General features: G+C 42.3%; 12 protein-coding genes. 4 read left to right on the top strand and 8 right to left on the bottom strand.

Features of this window, described 5'->3' with window-relative positions:
- Positions 1-14: 14 nt before the first annotated feature.
- Positions 15-497, bottom strand: coding sequence for a 23S rRNA (pseudouridine(1915)-N(3))-methyltransferase RlmH (rlmH, locus tag B9T36_RS04865; RefSeq protein WP_086208422.1), 483 nt, complete (start codon positions 495-497; stop codon positions 15-17).
- A gap of 146 nt (positions 498-643) precedes the next feature.
- On the opposite strand from rlmH, the gene B9T36_RS04860 reads away from it, so the two are divergent.
- On the top strand, positions 644-1,585 hold the full coding sequence (locus B9T36_RS04860; protein WP_086208421.1) for a M20/M25/M40 family metallo-hydrolase: 942 nt from the start codon (positions 644-646) through the stop codon (positions 1,583-1,585).
- A gap of 237 nt (positions 1,586-1,822) precedes the next feature.
- On the opposite strand, the gene B9T36_RS04855 is transcribed toward B9T36_RS04860, so the two are convergent.
- The 4 genes from B9T36_RS04855 to B9T36_RS04840 all read right to left on the bottom strand — a co-directional run bounded on the left by B9T36_RS04855 (position 1,823) and on the right by B9T36_RS04840 (position 5,970).
- Positions 1,823-2,203, bottom strand: coding sequence for a VOC family protein (locus B9T36_RS04855; protein ID WP_086208420.1), 381 nt, complete (start codon positions 2,201-2,203; stop codon positions 1,823-1,825).
- Between the two features lie 130 nt (positions 2,204-2,333).
- Positions 2,334-4,763, bottom strand: coding sequence for an endopeptidase La (gene lon, locus B9T36_RS04850; RefSeq protein WP_086208419.1), 2,430 nt, complete (start codon positions 4,761-4,763; stop codon positions 2,334-2,336).
- Between the two features lie 148 nt (positions 4,764-4,911).
- Entirely contained in the window at positions 4,912-5,502 is a 591-nt protein-coding gene (locus tag B9T36_RS04845) for a 5-formyltetrahydrofolate cyclo-ligase (protein ID WP_086208418.1), read from the bottom strand.
- A gap of 72 nt (positions 5,503-5,574) precedes the next feature.
- On the bottom strand, positions 5,575-5,970 hold the full coding sequence (locus tag B9T36_RS04840; RefSeq protein ID WP_086208417.1) for a MerR family transcriptional regulator: 396 nt from the start codon (positions 5,968-5,970) through the stop codon (positions 5,575-5,577).
- 82 nt (positions 5,971-6,052) lie between these two features.
- Here B9T36_RS04840 and B9T36_RS04835 point away from each other — a divergent pair, with 82 nt between their 5' ends.
- Positions 6,053-9,007, top strand: a complete 2,955-nt coding sequence (locus tag B9T36_RS04835; RefSeq protein WP_086208416.1) for a heavy metal translocating P-type ATPase — start codon at positions 6,053-6,055, stop codon at positions 9,005-9,007.
- Between the two features lie 215 nt (positions 9,008-9,222).
- Here B9T36_RS04835 and adeC read toward each other — a convergent pair whose 3' ends face one another.
- The 3 genes from adeC to B9T36_RS04820 all read right to left on the bottom strand — a co-directional run bounded on the left by adeC (position 9,223) and on the right by B9T36_RS04820 (position 14,985).
- Positions 9,223-10,626: an AdeC/AdeK/OprM family multidrug efflux complex outer membrane factor gene (adeC, locus tag B9T36_RS04830; RefSeq protein ID WP_086208415.1), complete on the bottom strand. Its 1,404-nt coding sequence runs from the start codon at positions 10,624-10,626 to the stop codon at positions 9,223-9,225.
- Positions 10,627-10,705: 79 nt separating this feature from the next.
- A complete protein-coding gene (locus B9T36_RS04825) occupies positions 10,706-13,816 on the bottom strand; it encodes an efflux RND transporter permease subunit (protein ID WP_086208414.1) in 3,111 nt (1,036 codons plus the stop codon).
- Entirely contained in the window at positions 13,816-14,985 is a 1,170-nt protein-coding gene (locus B9T36_RS04820; RefSeq protein WP_086208413.1) for an efflux RND transporter periplasmic adaptor subunit, read from the bottom strand. The genes B9T36_RS04825 and B9T36_RS04820 overlap by 1 nt, the downstream gene beginning before the upstream one ends.
- Positions 14,986-15,131: 146 nt before the next feature.
- Between B9T36_RS04820 and adeR the strand changes: the two genes are divergently transcribed.
- A complete protein-coding gene (adeR, locus tag B9T36_RS04815; protein ID WP_086208412.1) occupies positions 15,132-15,866 on the top strand; it encodes an efflux system response regulator transcription factor AdeR in 735 nt (244 codons plus the stop codon).
- Positions 15,867-15,923: 57 nt separating this feature from the next.
- Entirely contained in the window at positions 15,924-17,003 is a 1,080-nt protein-coding gene (gene adeS / locus B9T36_RS04810; protein ID WP_086208411.1) for a two-component sensor histidine kinase AdeS, read from the top strand.
- Positions 17,004-17,022 lie beyond the last annotated feature (19 nt).

The raw sequence follows: 17,022 nt of genomic DNA, 5'->3' as shown, positions 1-17,022 counted from the left end.
GAACGGAAATTGACCTAACCTGCCCGATGATAAGGATGATTATGGTTGATGCTCATCGCACGATATAGCTGTTCAATTAGCATTACGCGAACCATGGGGTGGGGCAAAGTGAGTTTAGATAATGACCAATGCCAAGCAGCCGCTTTACGTACTGCTTCAGAATGGCCATCAGGTCCGCCAATAGCAAGTACAATATCATTACCCTCAAGCATCCATCCTTTCATGGTTTCAGCCAGTTTTTCGGTACTAAACTCGCGTCCTCCAACCTCTAAAGCAATCAAGACTTCATTGCTTTTCATGGCATTCAAGATGCTATCGCCTTCAATTTGGCGATACTTCAAAATATCTGCTTCCGAGTCATTTTTGCCACGCTTTGCCATTGGCAGTTCAATAATTTGTGTCTGAACAAAAGGCTGAATACGTTTAAAATAATCTTCAAAACCAGTGAGCACCCACGCTGGCATTTTTTGACCAATGGTCAGAATACGGATTTTCATAATGAAGTATGTATATGGAGACGATTTATTATAACGGTGAAAGTATGGCTTTGCAGTGAGACGAAACAAAATGCAATTGAATTCATTGAGCCAATGTTGCTTAATTCAACAAATGAGTGGAATAAGAAATACTTGGAATAATAACAATGTGGCTCAAAATTTTAAAAAAGCAGGCTTTTTTGTTGATTGTTGTACTGGGTACTTTCACAGGGCCGGTATTCGCAAGCAACGTCAAAATGGCTGATGAACAAAACTTACAGGTCTATTTGGAGCAGGTGATTGGTCAGGGCAAAGCACGTAATTATAAAAATCTCGACGAGCTGAATCGTGTCTCTGCATGGATTAAAGAACAGATGCGCTTGTTGGGTGTGCCATGCCAATATCAAAACTTTACGGCCAATCAGCAAATCTACCGAAATGTAGTTTGTAGTTTAAACGTCGGACGTGCAGACCGTGTGATTGTTGGGGCACATTATGACGTCTTTGGTGAGCAAGATGGCGCCGATGACAATGCCTCTGGTGTTGCTGGTGTAATTGAAACTGCACGGATTTTGGCAGAGCAAAAGTCTAAACTACCTAATAATGTAGAGTTCGTTTTTTATAGTCTGGAAGAGCCTCCATTTTCTAAAACTCAGCAAATGGGGAGTTATGTCCACGCGAAGTCAGTCCAAGCTCACAAAGAGAAGATTAAAGGGGTGTATATTTTAGACATGATTGGTTTCTTTAGCGAGCAGCCGATTCAGAACTATCCAGTGGGTTTAAAATGGATTTATCCAACCCATGGTAATTTTATTGCAACCGTGAGTAATGTCAGTTCACGTGATTTAGGTACAGGCTACTGTGCTGCGATGCAGGAGTTGAATCAACTGGAATGTCAGCGTTTGGTTGCACCAAGCTTTGCCAATGCTTTCGATTTTTCAGATCATGTGAATTATTGGGAGTTTGATATTCCAGCAGTGATGATTACGGATACTGCTTTTTATCGAAATGCTCATTATCACGCCAAAACAGATCGTTTAGCCACATTAAATTTAACTAAAATGACCAATGTAATTGACGGGCTGGTGCAGCATTTATTGAAACCTTAATGGATCATTAAACAATAAAAAACGCAGTTCCCAAGTAGTGAGAACTGCGATAAAAGGTCATCCGTCTGGAGAATCAGATGACCATACGATTTTAAAAATCGAATAAAGAGAAAACATACAGCACATACATATTCCTACTATTTATATCGGGATTTTTACAAAATTTTCAAGTCTGAATTAGCTTAAAAGGTTTATAAAAAAAGCATGTACACGTGAGGCTAGAATTTTAAGTTTATTTTATTGCATAGAATGCAAACCAATCATATTTCCTTCGCTATCGAAAGCAATCACAACATAACCATATTCGCCAATAGAAATCTTCGCTTCATGAATTTTTCCACCAAATTCCATAATACGGCTGGCTTCGTGCGCACAATCTTCACATGAAAAATAGATTAGGGTACTGTTCGCTCCTGCAACAACACCAGGCATTTTGACCAGTGCTCCAGAAGCACCGTAGGCTTGCATATCTGATGGAAATGCCCACATTTGCAGTGAATTACCATCTGAAGGTGGTGTAAGTTCAGTCAGCTGAACCTTAAAAACGGATTGGTAAAATTGTTTGGCACGAGATAAGTCATCTACATAAATTTCAAACCATCCAATTGGATTTTTCATTTTATTTGTCCTACATCTATCCCTTGATTGAATTATTGTAGTTGCTCAATGTACGACGGTATGTGGAATTCTCTACGCTGATTTGTAATAAAAAAAGAGAGCCGAAGCTCTCTCTTTTCATCATACCGAATCAGTGGCGTGCAGCTTTTTTGCCTTCATCGACTGCTTTCACAATCGGTGCCTTAACCAATGGTTCAGGCATAGATGTTAATGCTAACGGTAAAATCTCATCAATTGATTTCACTGCTTTAATCTCTAAACCTTCTTTGACATTGTCAGGGATTTCAGATAAATCACGGACGTTGTCTTGAGGAATGAAGACCAGCTTAATTCCACCACGGTGTGCTGCGAGTAGTTTCTCTTTCAAGCCACCAATACGCATTGCACGGCCCCCTAGACTGGTTTCACCTGTCATCGCGATATCAGGACGAATTGGAATACCAGTAAAGGCAGAAACCAATGCTGTCGTTAACGCGAGACCTGCAGAAGGGCCATCTTTAGGTGTTGCACCTTCAGGTAAGTGAACGTGTACATCTGTTTCATCAAAGCGAGATGCATCAATACCGAGTTCATCTGCACGGGTACGTACCACGGTCATAGCAGCAGTAATGGATTCTTTCATCACGTCACCGAGTGAACCTGTGGTGATGAATTTTCCTTTACCTTTGACTGCTGCAACTTCAATGGTCAATAACTCACCACCGACAGAAGTCCATGCTAAACCGTTGACACGACCCACTTGGGCTTCATCTTCCGCCATACCAAAGTCAAACTTATGTGGACCTAAGTAGTCTGGAAGATTGACTGAAGTCACATCAACTTGCAGGTTTTTCGCCTTTTTGCTGACCGCTTCTTTTACCACTTTACGGGCAATTTTAGAGACTTCACGTTCTAAGCTACGTACACCAGCTTCACGGGTATAACGTTGTACGATGTCACGAATCGCTTCTTCATGAACAGTCAATTCTTTTGCACGTAGGCCGTTGTTCTTGATTGCTTTAGGAACAAGGTAACGCTCAGCAATATTGACTTTTTCATCTTCGGTATAACCCGGTAGACGAATCACTTCCATACGATCTAGCAAAGCTTCTGGAATATTCATGCTGTTGGCCGTACAAATGAACATCACTTCAGACAGGTCCAGATCAAGATCTAAATAGTGATCGTTAAACTTGCTGTTCTGTGATGGATCGAGTACTTCAAGCAATGCAGAAGCAGGGTCGCCACGGTAGTCTTGTGCCATCTTGTCGATTTCGTCGAGCAAGAACAATGGGTTCTTCACGCCAACTTTCGTTAAAGACTGCACAATTTTACCCGGCATCGCACCGATATAGGTACGACGGTGACCACGGATTTCCGCTTCGTCACGTACGCCACCGAGTGCCATACGGACAAACTCACGACCTGTCGCTTTCGCAACCGATTCACCCAGTGAAGTTTTACCTACACCTGGAGGGCCAACCAAACAAAGGATTGGGCCTTTGAGTTTTTTCACGCGAGATTGAACTGCGAGATATTCCACAATACGATCTTTCACGTCGTCTAAGCCGTAATGATCTGCATCGAGAATTTCTTGCGCTTTGCTTAAGTTAATGCTGACTTTGCTGGCTTTATTCCAAGGCGTATCTAAGATAGCCTCGATATAATTGCGCACCACAGCCGCTTCACTAGACGCAGGTTGCATTGCTTTGAGTTTACGGAATTCGCTTTCAGCTTTTTTACGCACGTGTTCAGGTAAATCAGCTTCAGCAAGACGTTTTTCAATTTCAGCAACGTCATCTTCCGCGCCGCCATTCATGTCAGAAAGCTCACGCTGAATGACCTTCATCTTTTCATTGAGGAAGTATTCGCGTTGATTTTTCTCCATTTGACGCTTCACTGAGTCATGTAAAGTTTGCTCAATCTGTTGTTCTTCAGATTGTTGCAATAAATACGTCATTAGTTCTTGTAGATGGGCTTCAAACTCATCGTGTTCGAGGAATTTTTGCTTCACATCAATATTCAGTGGAACACGGGTCGCTACGAAGAATAACAATTGGAGTAAATCGTCAATCTTGTTCGCAGCAGCAATCAGTTCACGTGCATTGCGCAGCTTTGCTTCAGCATATTGAGCAAACAGAGCACGTAACTCTTGTACACGTGTTTCTTGCGTTGTTTCGTCAATGTGGACTGACATTGGGCTAAGCGCATGTTCTGCGGTTAGATAATCATTTTCATCAATGATTTTTTCTAACTTTGAACGATGCAAGCCTTCAATTAATACTTTTATACAGTTTTCATCATTTTCATGATTCACAACTTGCACAATCTTCGCGACAGTACCGTATTGATATAAGTTGTCGTGATCAATTTCTTCTGAAAGAGAATCTTTCTGAGCAACTACAAATACTAGATTGTCACTGTTACGAGCCACATCAACTGCATTGATCGATTTTTCACGACCTACAAATAGCGCGATTTGCATGTGTGGATACACCACGACATCACGTAACGCTAAAAGTGGTAATACACTTGGAACCTGAGGCTCTAAGGTTTCTTGATTCATAATAATTTCAGACATGGGCACTCCTAATGAGTGACAACGGTGTTGCCATGTTTTTTATAGTGATGGGTATTTTAAAAAATACAAGGGCAGGTCAAAATAAATTGTATAAAAAATGACTAAACATGTGATTTTTAAGTATTCTCAACAGTCAAAAATGTCAATTTTAGCGCTTGAAGCGTAAATGTTGTTGAGGGGTCAGCAGTCCATCTAAAGGCTGATCCCATGTTTCTCGAATCAAGCGCTGTGGCACTAACTGGAAGTGATGGGCCAAACCAAGGCGAAACGGACGGTGATAGGGCGCAGAAGCCAAGGTTTTATCGTAAAAACCACCGCCCATGCCAATACGTGTGCCATAAGGATCACAAGCCAATAAGGGCATGAGCAGGAGGTCTAAATGTGAAACGTGTTGCCCACGTGTTGCCATAGGCTCTTGCATACCTAACGGATGGTGGGAAAAGCGTTTATTTTGAAATTGGTTGTGTGAAACTTTGACCCACACCAAGCGCTGGTTCATATTGCAAATCATTGGTAAATACACTGCTTTTTTCTGATGAAAACAATATTCAATGATTTTACGGGTCTGAATTTCCCCAAAAGCATGTAGATAAATACCGACATGCTTGGCCTGTTTGAATTCGGGCACGCGTTTTAAGCGCTGTAAAATTTGCTGTTCGGACTGCTGCTGTTGGTAGGAGGAAACTTGTCTGCGTTGTTTGCGAAGCTGTTTTCTGAGTTGGGCAAGTTCAATCGACATGGTGAACGCAGTCCTGAGTATCGAAAAGATAAGTGTGAAAGTGATCGCCAAGTCAAAAAAGACGGCAATTGTTTATGGTGCAATCGTTGAACCTTTTTTCAGTTCTTGCAAAATAGGGCAACAGCTATCTGTCGTGGTTTTACATTCATCCACCCAAGTTGAAAGCCGTTGTTTCAAAGCATTCAGCTCTTGAATCCGTTGATCAATTTTTTCCAGACGTTGCTGAATCACATGACGGACTTTTTCGCGGTCATCCAGTTGCAAATGTAGTAGATCTTGAATTTCACTCAGCTGTAAGCCCGCATCTTTACCTTTTTGAATAAAGCCCAGAGTTTCAATGTCTTGCTGGCTGTAGTAGCGATAACTTTGGGTGGTTTCAGGAATGCGCATCAGACCAATGCGTTGATAATAACGAATCGTTTCTACATTAACATGACACTGTTTTGCCAGTTTGCCGATAGTGAGCATAAAATAATCTCCAAAAGGCTTGACTCAGTACCTAGGTACAGACTTTATGCTAACACAATCAAAAAATAAAAGGTGAGTCAGAATGAGTGAGCAACACAAAACTTCTTGCTGTTCCAAAGATAAATTAGCGCCTACGGTGATAAGGATCGACCCAGTTTGTGGTATGACAGTGGCGGAAGATTCTCCACATGTGTATGAGCATCAATCTGCTCGTTATTTGTTTTGTTGCTCAGGCTGTTTAAATAAATTTGCCACTAACCCAGAGGCTTACTTAGGCTCAGAAAAACAATCAAGCACTTGTTGCGGTAAGCCGAAAACAGATTTAAGCAATGCTTCATCTCAGGCGAAAGAGGGTAGTGCTGTAGTTATTTCCAAAGGCTGTGGTTGCGGATCCAAACCTGTGTCAGATGCAGAGAAGACCACATTTATTGACCCTGTGTGTGGTATGACCGTGACGGATTTAAGCAAACCGCACACCGAGTGGCAGGGGCAGGATTATTATTTTTGTAGTGAAAAGTGTCAGCAAAAATTCATTGCCAATCCAGAGGCTTATGTAAAGGTTGAACATTTAGATTCTGTAGTTAAAGCTTCAGATTGTTGTGGGACGACTCCGAAAGTGGTTGAGAAAAAAGCATCCTGTTGTGCGCCTAAGCCACAAACAGAACCAGATACCAAAGCCAGTTGTTGTGCACCTAAACCTAACGCAGAACCAGCCAAAAGTAGTTGCTGCGGTGCAGGAAAGCATGAACATCATGCTCCATCTGGTTCATCCGCATTTATTGATCCTGTCTGTGGTATGTCCGTTGACCCAAATACAGAGTTAAAAACGGATTATCAGCAACAGACATATTATTTCTGTAATCTTTCTTGCTTAGATAAGTTTAAGGCTGACCCTAAGTTTTATCTGATTCCACCAGATCAGCGTCCTGTGCCTGAAGGGGCTGCGGATATGGACTATACCTGTCCGATGGACCCTGAAATTGTACAAAAAGGACCGGGGACGTGTCCGATTTGTGGTATGGCACTCGAGCCGATGCAACCGACTTTAGATGATGCACCCAACCCAGAGTTGGTGGACTTTAGCCATCGCTTTTGGATGACTTTACCACTGACGTTGATTGTATTTGTACTGGCGATGGGTTCGCACATTCATAGTTTCATTTCACCGCATATTCAGCCGTGGATTGAGCTAGTCCTCGCGACTCCTGTGGTGCTGTGGGCGGGTAAACCCTTTATTGAACGTTGCTGGACTTCGTATAAAACCCGCAACCTCAATATGTGGAGCCTTATTGGTGTCGGGGTGTTGGCAGCTTATATTTATAGTGTCGTGGCAACGATTTTCCCAAGTGTGATTCCAATGGAAGCCAAAACTGGGCACGGCGTTGCAGTGTACTTTGAAGCGGCCTGTATGATCGTGTCTCTAAGTTTGCTTGGTCAAATCATGGAGTTGAAAGCGCGTGCAAAAACCGCAGACTCACTCAAAGCCTTACTGAAACTGCAAGTCAACACGGCCAAGTTGGTTCAAAACGATCAAGTGGTTGAAGTGGATATTGGTATGGTCAAACAAGGCGATATTTTACAAATTGCCTCAGGTGAGCAGATTCCACTAGATGGTGTGGTGGTGGAAGGCAAAACCTATGTCGATGAAGCCATGATGACGGGCGAACCTGTACCTGTGAAAAAGCAAGTGCATGACACGGTGATCGGTGGTACGGTCAATCAACAAGGCAGTATTCGTATTCAAACCACGGCGGTCGGGGCGAATACCACTTTGGCGAAAATGATTCAAACGGTAGCAGAAGCACAGCGTTCAAAAGCGCCGTTACAGCGTTTGGCCGATATATTTGCCAAGTACTTTGTCATCATCGTGCTATTGATTAGTGTGCTGACCTTTGCTGCTTGGATGATCTTTGGTGGTGCACAATTTGACTTGGCACTGATGTGTGCGGTGGCGGTACTGATTATTGCTTGCCCATGTGCGCTGGGTTTAGCGACGCCAATGTCCGTGATGGCCACTACAGGGCGCGCGGCACAAAAAGGGGTACTGTTTAAAGATGCAGAGGCGATTGAAGCGTTAAGTAAAGTGAATACGCTGATTGTCGATAAAACAGGGACTCTGACGGAAGGTAAACCAAGCCTTAAAGAAATTCAGTTGCTCAGTCCAAATGTAGAACAAACTCAAGTAGAACAGTGGATTGCCTCGATTGAGCAATATTCTAGTCATCCGATTGCTCAAACTCTGACTCAAATTGTCCCTGCACAGCAATTGCTTAAAGTAGCAGACTTTGAAGATGTGACTGGGTTTGGTGTCAAAGGGCAGATCGGCGAGCAAACCCTCTATATTGGCAGCCAAAAGCTGCTAGAACAACTCGGCATTACTTTAGATGATACTTTGCAAAGCCAGTTGAATCAGCAACGTGCGACAGGTAACGTGATCAGTTTCTTAAGCAATAACCAAGAAGTGCTGGCTTATATTTCTATTCACGATGCGATTAAGGCCAATGCTCAGCAAGTCATTCAACAGCTGATTGATGATGGTATTGAAGTGGTCATGGCAACAGGTGACCACGAACAAAATGCCCAGTTGGTGGCTAATGAATTGGGTATTCAACAAGTCTATGGCAACTGTACGCCAACTGAAAAACTGGAGATCGTGAAGAAATATCAAGCCCAAGGTAAAATTGTGGCGATGGCGGGAGATGGGATTAATGATGCACCAGCCTTAGCACAAGCCAATGTCGGGATTGCTATGGGGAACGGAACTGATATCGCGAAACAAACTGCGCAAGTCACTTTGGTGAAAGGTGACATTCGTGGAGCAGCCGATGCCCTACATATGGCGAAACTGGGTGTTCGTAATATGAAACAAAACCTTGCTTTTTCCTTTGTGTATAACGGTTTGGGTGTACCTGTGGCAGCAGGAATTTTCTACCCATTAACAGGTTTATTACTCACCCCGATGTTTGCTGCGGTGGCGATGTCACTGAGTTCGTTGTCTGTGGTTTTGAACGCTTTACGTCTGCAAAAAGCAAAATAAAACATGCTCTTTTTGAAAATCTGATTTAAACCAAAGTCCATAAGAAAGCGCTTTTGAGAAGGCGCTTTTTTATGGCGTGTGGAAGTTAAGAATGGAGTAATCTTTTAATAGATAGCCCTGCGATAATTCTCAAGTTGAAGACCCTTTCTTATTTTGCGCTGATTGAATAAATAAAATTCTCTTGAATGAGGCACTGAGTTCTCATCATTGAAAAGTTAAGAAATGGGTCTAGATAATCCACCGCCTAAAGCTTTGTATAATTCGATTTGAGTATTCAATTTGGTTTGTTCAAGCATGAGTAGACCTTGTTGAGCTGCGTAAGCAGAGCGTTGAGCATCCAACACGCTTAAATAACTCTCTATGCCTGCTCTAAAGCGAGCCGTGGATAATTTGTAGGTGGTATCGGTCGCGGAAACCAAACGGCGTTGCGCATTTAAACGCTCTTCGATATGAGCCTGTGCAGCCAAGGCATCATTGACCTCACGGAATGCAGATTGAATAGCTTTTTCATAATTTGCCAATGCAATTTTCTGTTCTGTTTCAGCAATCTTAATATTGGCTTTACGCGTCCCCCAATCGAAGATAGGAAGTTCAATACTTGGGCCAACTGACCAAGAAAAACCGCCAGATTTAAATAAATCTTTCAGTTCAGTTGAGGCATAACCTGTAGAACCTGTCAGACTAATGTTTGGATACATACGTGCTTTTGCTGCGCCAATATTTGCGCCTGCTGCTTTAAGTTGGTATTCAGCCGCTTTGAGATCAGGGCGATTATTGAGTAAATCACTACTTAAACCTGTCGCAAAGTTGGTCTCCATACTGATACTTTTCACGGCATGATTTGGAAGAAGGTGTTGAGGAACAACTTGCCCAGCCAATAGATTGAGTAAATTCTGTGCCTGTAATACTTGGGTTTTATACGCAGCCACATCATTTGTGGCAGTCTCTACGGAAATCTGCGCCTGACGCAAAGGGACTTCACTTTCAATGCCCACATCAAAACGTTTTTTGTTCAGATTGTACGCATCAAGTTGCACTTTAAGTGTTTGTTCAGCAAAGTTTAAATTGGCTTGAGCATAGGCATAATCCAACCAAGCTTGCGCGACTTGGCTGACTAAACTGATCTGCGTGGCTTCTTGTGCGCTTTGCGTGGCAAAGTAATTATTCAACGCCACATCTTTTAAGCTTTTCACACGTCCCCAAAAATCCAGTTCATAGGCTGTCATACCAAGCCCGACTTGGAAAGCTGAATAAGGGTTATTGGGATTCACAGAAGCGTTGACTTGTCGAATCGCACTACCATTTGCACCAATAGTCGGTAGTTGATCATTTTTGCTGATTTGGTACTGTTGCTGTGCACGTTGAATATTCAACGTGGCTGTACGTAAATCACGATTGTGATCTAAGCTGATTTCAATCACTTGTAATAATTGCGTATCAACAAAGAATTGTTTATAGCCCTGATGTGCAATCGAAATTCCTGTGTTTGTCTGCGCAAAATTCTGTGGAATATCTGATTTGATCATCGGCTGAGGTGCTTGCATATTCATACACGCCGTCATTGTCATTGAAAGCGTAGAGATGAGTAGCCCACGAGATAAGACAGTCACTTTAGACATGGTCTTCTCCAAATAATATAAAGATGAATGCAGAGGAGAGAACAGAGAAAATCGTTTGATTTTCTCTGTTCAATGCTATTTAAGATGGATTTTTTTCTTTCGAAGAAAACAGCTTTTCAACTGCACCCAAGACAAAGATAAAGAAGACAGGTACAAAGAAAATCGCCAGAATGGTGGCGGAGATCATGCCACCAAATACGCCTGTGCCTAAGGCATGTTGGGTTTCTGAACTTGCGCCTGATGCGATGACCAATGGAATTACACCACAAGTAAAGGCAAGTGAAGTCATTAGAATCGGGCGTAAACGAAGTTTTGCTGCCGCAACAGTGGCTTCAATTAAACTCATGCCTTCGTCCTTGAGCATCTTGGCAAATTCAACAATCAAAATGGCATTCTTGGCAGATAAACCGATGATGGTAATCAAGCCAATTTTAAAGAACACATCATTCATCATACCTCTGGACATAATTGCCACAATTGCACCGAAAATACCCAGTGGTACGACGAGCATGACGGACAGTGGAATTGCCCAACTTTCATAGAGTGCAGCGAGTACAAGGAAGACCACCAGCATAGATAAACCGAGTAAGAACGCCATTTGTGATTCAGACTGTTTTTCCTGTAAGGAAATACCCGTCCATTCATAGCCGATACCTTTCGGTAATTTGGCAATCAGTTGTTCCATTTCACGCATCGCATCACCAGATGAGGTATCAAAGTTTGGAATCCCTGCAATACTCAAGGATGGGCGACCGTTATAGCGATTATATTGCTGTGGTGCTTTGCTCCATTGTGGTGTAACCACTTCCGATAAAGAAACTAGTTGCCCGCTTGAACCCGCTACTTTGAGATTTAAAATATCTTTCAATTCCATCCGTGATTTGGCATCAACCTGAACAATCACTTGTTGCATACGACCCTGATTCGGAAAGTCGTTGATATACATAGATCCCATTGAGGTCGAAATAATGTCGGAGACATCAGAGAACTTCACCCCTAAAACATTAAGTTTCTCACGGTCAATTTTTAAAGAAATGTTGTCACCTTGTGGTAGACCTTCATTCCACACCATATAGAATTTTTTATTCTTGGCAGCCATTGCCATTAACTGGTCTTGAGCAGCCAGTAGCGCAGGCATACCTAAGTTGGCTCGATCTTGTAAACGTAAACTAAAACCTGAAAAAGTGCCCAATTCATCAATGGCAGGCGGAAGTACCGCCATGGTTGCACCTTCTTTACTGTTCGCCATGGTTGCATTGACGGTATTGGTCATTTCGGTTGCTGTCGATGTGCGGTCTTTAAAATCGGCAAGGGTCGTAAACGCGACTGCCACGTTTTGTCCCGAACCACTAAAGCCCCAACCCATAATAGTAGTGTTACTTTTCACATTTGGATTATCTTTTAGACTGCTTTCAAACTCATTCACCACATTTCGAGTACGTTCAGTAGTCGCATCCGATGGCAGTTGGAAAGAGGTGAGAAACCAGCCTTGATCTTCTTCGGGCATAAATGCTGTGGGCCAATATTTCATGCTTGCAAAGGTAATGCCCGTAATCACCACAAAGATCACCATCATCGGAATACTGTGCTTGATGACTTTGAGTAGCATCACTTCATATTTCTTGCTGACTTTGTCAAAGCTACGATCAAACCATGCAAAGAAACCTTTCTTTTGATGATGACCATCAATCGGTTTTAGAATGGTCGCGCAGAGAGCAGGGGTTAAGATCAAAGCCAATAATGCGGAGAACAGAATTGACACTGACATGGTTAATGTAAATTGCTGATAGATAATCCCCACTGAACCACTGGCAAATGCCATCGGCAAAAATACCGCAGACAGTACCAGTGTAATCCCGATAATTGGACTGGTAATCTCTTTCATCGCTTTAGAGGTCGCTTCTTTAGGAGACAAACCTTCTGTCGCCATGATTCGTTCTACGTTTTCAACCACTACAATTGCATCATCAACGATGATCCCAATCGCAAGCACCATACCAAACATGGTTAGTACGTTGATGGAAAAGCCTGCCAATAGCATGACCGCAAAAGTACCTAGCAATGCAATTGGCGCGACAATTGCAGGAATTAAGGTATAACGAACATTATGCAAGAACAGATACATTACAATGAAAACCAGAACCATGGCTTCAAGCAAGGTATGAATCACTTTCTCAATCGAAATTTTAACGAAAGGTGCAGTGTCATAAGGAACACTGATTTGCATCCCTTCTGGTAAGTTCAACTTTAGTTCTTCGATTTTGGCTTTAACACCCTCCGCCGTTTTGACGGCATTCGCGCCCGGACTGAGTTGGATTGCAGCAGCCGTAGCAGGTTTACCATCTTCCAAAATTGCAAAGTTATAGGCTTGTGAGCCGATTTCAACCTTGGCGACATCAGACAGCTTGATCACACTGCCATTGGTTTTACTTTTTAAGCTGATATTTCTAAATTGCTCAACATTGCCCAATTGTCCTTGTGCAGAGAGGGGCACAGTGATCAATTGACCTTTTTCAGCAGGCATATCTCCAAGACGACCGGGTGCAATTTCAACATTGTTTTCGCGAATCGCTGTATTCACATCACTAATTGACAGGCCATAAGACACCAGTTTATTGGGGTCGACCCAAATTCGCATGGCTTTTTCTGCACCGAAGGATTGAACTTTACCCACACCTTCAACACGTTTCAGTTCTTCCACCACATTGCGAACCAAATAATCACTCAGATCAACTTCAGAATATTGACCATTCGGTGAGTTGATACCGACTAACATCAAAAAACCTGATGAAGATGCTTCGACTTGTAAGCCTTGTTGACGAACAACTTGTGGTAGACGTGCTTCAACCGCTTTGATTTTGTTTTGCACATCGACTTGTGCCATTTCAACATCAGTACCCGGTTTAAAGGTCGCTGAGATTTGCGCTGTACCTGAGGTATCTGTGGTCGAACTATAATAAAGCAGGTTTTTAACCCCAGATAATTCTCTTTCAATCAAGGTCACAACACTGTCATTAATGGTTTTTGCCGTTGCGCCGGGATAAGTCGCACTAATGTTGACTTGAGGTGGCGCGACACTTGGAAAGCGAGCAATCGGCAGTTTGGGGATACTGAGTAGCCCAAACAGGATAATGAAAATCGCAATCACCCATGCAAACACAGGGCGGCGAATGAAAAATTGTGACATCATCATTTCGCTCCTTGAGTCATAGGTGAGGTGCTATTGTTCGATGACGGTACTTTCCAAGTCGTGAGTTGCAGTTTTTGGTTCGCTTGGATACGTTCAACCCCTTCAACGACCACTTTGTCACCTGTTTTTAATCCCTTATTGGCAATGTAGTACTGCTCATATTGCTGACCCAATTCGATTGGGCGAATATCTGCCGTACCTTTAGCATTGATGACATAGACTTGTGGATCACCATTGATATTACGTTGAATCGCTTGAGCAGGGACGAGCAAGGCTTGAGGAACAGAAGCACGGTCGATATTCACGCGAACATACATCCCCGGAAGGAGTTTGCGTTCAGGATTCTGCACTTCGATGCGGATGGTGACATCACCTGTCTCAGGATCAACATTGATGTCTTCAAACAGCATTTTTGCGCTGACCTTATAAGGCTGTCCATGACTATTCGAAATTCGGACTGTCTTCTCATTATTTGCCGATAACTCACCACTTTGTAGTGCGACCTGTAGTCGTTCATATTCGCTAATAGATTGCTTTACATCGACATAGACTTTGTCGATTTGTTGAACAGTCGCCATGGTATTTGTATCACCTTGACTCACCAAAGCACCTTCAGTCACGAATGATTGTCCAATACGCCCCGAAATCGGTGCGCGTACAGTGGCATATTGTAGATTCAGGTTTTGACGAGTCAGCAAGGCTTTCATTTGTGCAACATCAGCCAAAGCCTGACGGTATTCAGCTTGAGCATTACTGACTTCTTGCTTACTGATCGCATTGCTAGGCAGTAATTGTTCATAACGTGCTAGCTGAACTTTTAAACGTGCAACCTCAGCTTCTGCTTTATTGAGTGAAGCCTGATTACTATTCACATCGGCTTGAAAGATTTCTGAATTAATTTTATAGAGTGCTTGTCCTGCTTTAACTTCACTGCCTTGAGTAAACAATACCTTTTCAATAATGCCACCGACTTGTGGACGTATTTCAGCAGTACGGAAGGCTTGTACACGCGCAGGGAGGTTCTCGCTAAAATTCACCGACTGCGGTTGAATATTAAGTACGCTTACTTTTGCAGGAGCAGCTTCTGCCTGAGTTGCTTGCTCTGAGCCACACCCTTGTAGTATCAGTCCGATAGATAAAAATAATGGAAGTAAAAGATGCTTTTGCATACTGTCCAAGCCTTGGGAGTTTTTGATGTTGTCATTATTTTTGAGAAGTGTGTAACGATGATCTCTGAAATGTGGAAAAAGTGTGGAGATACACAGATAAATCGGCGTATTATGGAGATTGACTGAAATTATTCGATAACGTATTCATGTTCGAAGCTTCATTTTCTTTTGATTGCCATGACAAACAGATTCTTGTTGTAGAAGATGAGTATGAGATTGGCGATATTATCGAGCACTATTTAAAACGTGAAGGGATGCATGTGATTCGTGCCATGAATGGCAAACAAGCAATTGAAATACATGCAGCACAAGTAATTGATTTAATTGTGCTCGATATTAAGTTGCCTGAGTTAAACGGTTGGGAAGTGCTAAGTAAAATTCGTCAAAAAGCACAAACGCCTGTCATTATGTTAACGGCACTTGATCAAGATATTGATAAAGTGATGGCACTCAGAATTGGCGCGGATGACTTTGTGGTCAAACCTTTTAACCCAAATGAAGTGGTTGCACGGGTGCAAGCTGTCTTAAGAAGAACTCAGCACAGTATGCAAGCCCAGCAGAAGCGCTTGTTGTATAGAAATATTGAAATTAATACAGAACTTCGTAGTGTCTATGTACAGCGACAGAATAAAAAGATTTTACTGAATCTGACGTTAACGGAATATAAAATTCTTCTGTTAATGATTGATCATCCACATAAAGTATTTAGTCGTAGTGAGCTGATGAACCAATGCTTGCCAGATAGTGATGCGCTTGAACGTACAGTTGACAGTCATGTGAGTAAGTTAAGAAAAAAACTTGAAGAGCAAGGACTTGAGCAGATACTAATGAATGTACGTGGGGTCGGGTACCGATTAGATCAGCCAAAAGACTTGCAATGAGTAATGTAAAACCGTGCAAGATGTGGAGAATGCGAAGGAATAGGGCTAGAAAATAATATGAAAAATAAGTCAGGTATTAGTACACAGTTATTTATCGCCTTAAGTATTGTCAATTTAAGCGTGACGCTATTTTCTATTGTTCTCGGGTACTTTATTTATGACTACGCGATTGATGCAGGTTGGATTACTTTAAGCGCATTGCAAGAAGACTGGAATGAATTTCATTTTGTTGATTGGATTTGGTTGGCGACCGTGATTTTCTGTGGCTCAGTTATTTCTTTAATCATTGGGATGTATCTCGCACAGCGGTTTATTCGGCCCCTCAATTTTTTGGTCGAAGCTGCTAAGAAAATTAGTCAGGGGGATTTGTCCGCAAGGGCTGAAGATACACAAGGACACTCGATTGAAATTTCTGAGTTGGTACAACATTTTAATGATATGGCATATAAACTTGAAGTTTCTGTACAAAATGCGCAAGTTTGGAATGCCGCAATTGCCCATGAACTTCGAACTCCCATCACGATTTTACAGGGACGTTTGCAAGGCATGGTAGATGGTGTTTTTGAACCCAATCCAGCCTTAATCAAGAGTTTATTAAACCAAGTTGAAGGCCTTTCGCATTTGGTGGAAGACTTACGTACGCTGAGTTTGGTTGAAAATCAACAGCTACGTTTAAATTATGAATGGGTTAATCTGCAAGACAGTGTTGATAAGGTATTGAAAATATTTGAAGAGCGTTTGATACAGGCAGATTTAACACCAGTATTGGATTTGGAAACAACGCCTGTTTTTTGTGATCAACGCCGTATTGAACAAATATTGATTGCTTTGATTGATAATGCTATTCGTTATGCAAATGCAGGAAAGTTAACAATTTCATCTCGAACTGATGGAAAAATGTGGCAGCTAAAAGTTGCTGATAATGGACCAGGGCTTGCTGAAGAATTTCAACAACATTTATTCGACCCGTTCTTTCGCTTGGAACAGTCACGCAATAAAGAGTTTGGTGGAACTGGCCTTGGACTTGCGGTGGTCAATGCCATTGTGATTGCACATAAGGGCACAGTGCATTATGAAAACCTAAACTCAAAAAGTATTTTCACCATTCAAATGGGCATTGGCAGTAGTCGAGAATAAGCGTTTGAGCTTAATGGTA

Origin of the sequence: Acinetobacter sp. ANC 4204, assembly GCF_002135205.1 — a bacterium.
Classification (GTDB): domain Bacteria; phylum Pseudomonadota; class Gammaproteobacteria; order Pseudomonadales; family Moraxellaceae; genus Acinetobacter.
This window is presented reverse-complemented; position numbering and strand designations above follow the sequence as displayed.

Bases quoted from the DNA above. Each gene is read 5' to 3' on its own strand.
- adeS (WP_086208411.1), top strand. From the start codon at position 15,924: ATGAAAAATAAGTCAGGTATTAGTACACAGTTATTTATCGCCTTAAGT.
- B9T36_RS04855 (WP_086208420.1), bottom strand. From the start codon at position 2,203: ATGAAAAATCCAATTGGATGGTTTGAAATTTATGTAGATGACTTATCT.
- B9T36_RS04820 (WP_086208413.1), bottom strand. From the start codon at position 14,985: ATGCAAAAGCATCTTTTACTTCCATTATTTTTATCTATCGGACTGATA.
- rlmH (WP_086208422.1), bottom strand. From the start codon at position 497: ATGAAAATCCGTATTCTGACCATTGGTCAAAAAATGCCAGCGTGGGTG.
- B9T36_RS04860 (WP_086208421.1), top strand. From the start codon at position 644: ATGTGGCTCAAAATTTTAAAAAAGCAGGCTTTTTTGTTGATTGTTGTA.
- B9T36_RS04840 (WP_086208417.1), bottom strand. From the start codon at position 5,970: ATGCTCACTATCGGCAAACTGGCAAAACAGTGTCATGTTAATGTAGAA.
- B9T36_RS04845 (WP_086208418.1), bottom strand. From the start codon at position 5,502: ATGTCGATTGAACTTGCCCAACTCAGAAAACAGCTTCGCAAACAACGC.
- B9T36_RS04835 (WP_086208416.1), top strand. From the start codon at position 6,053: ATGAGTGAGCAACACAAAACTTCTTGCTGTTCCAAAGATAAATTAGCG.
- B9T36_RS04825 (WP_086208414.1), bottom strand. From the start codon at position 13,816: ATGATGTCACAATTTTTCATTCGCCGCCCTGTGTTTGCATGGGTGATT.
- adeC (WP_086208415.1), bottom strand. From the start codon at position 10,626: ATGTCTAAAGTGACTGTCTTATCTCGTGGGCTACTCATCTCTACGCTT.
- adeR (WP_086208412.1), top strand. From the start codon at position 15,132: ATGTTCGAAGCTTCATTTTCTTTTGATTGCCATGACAAACAGATTCTT.
- lon (WP_086208419.1), bottom strand. From the start codon at position 4,763: ATGTCTGAAATTATTATGAATCAAGAAACCTTAGAGCCTCAGGTTCCA.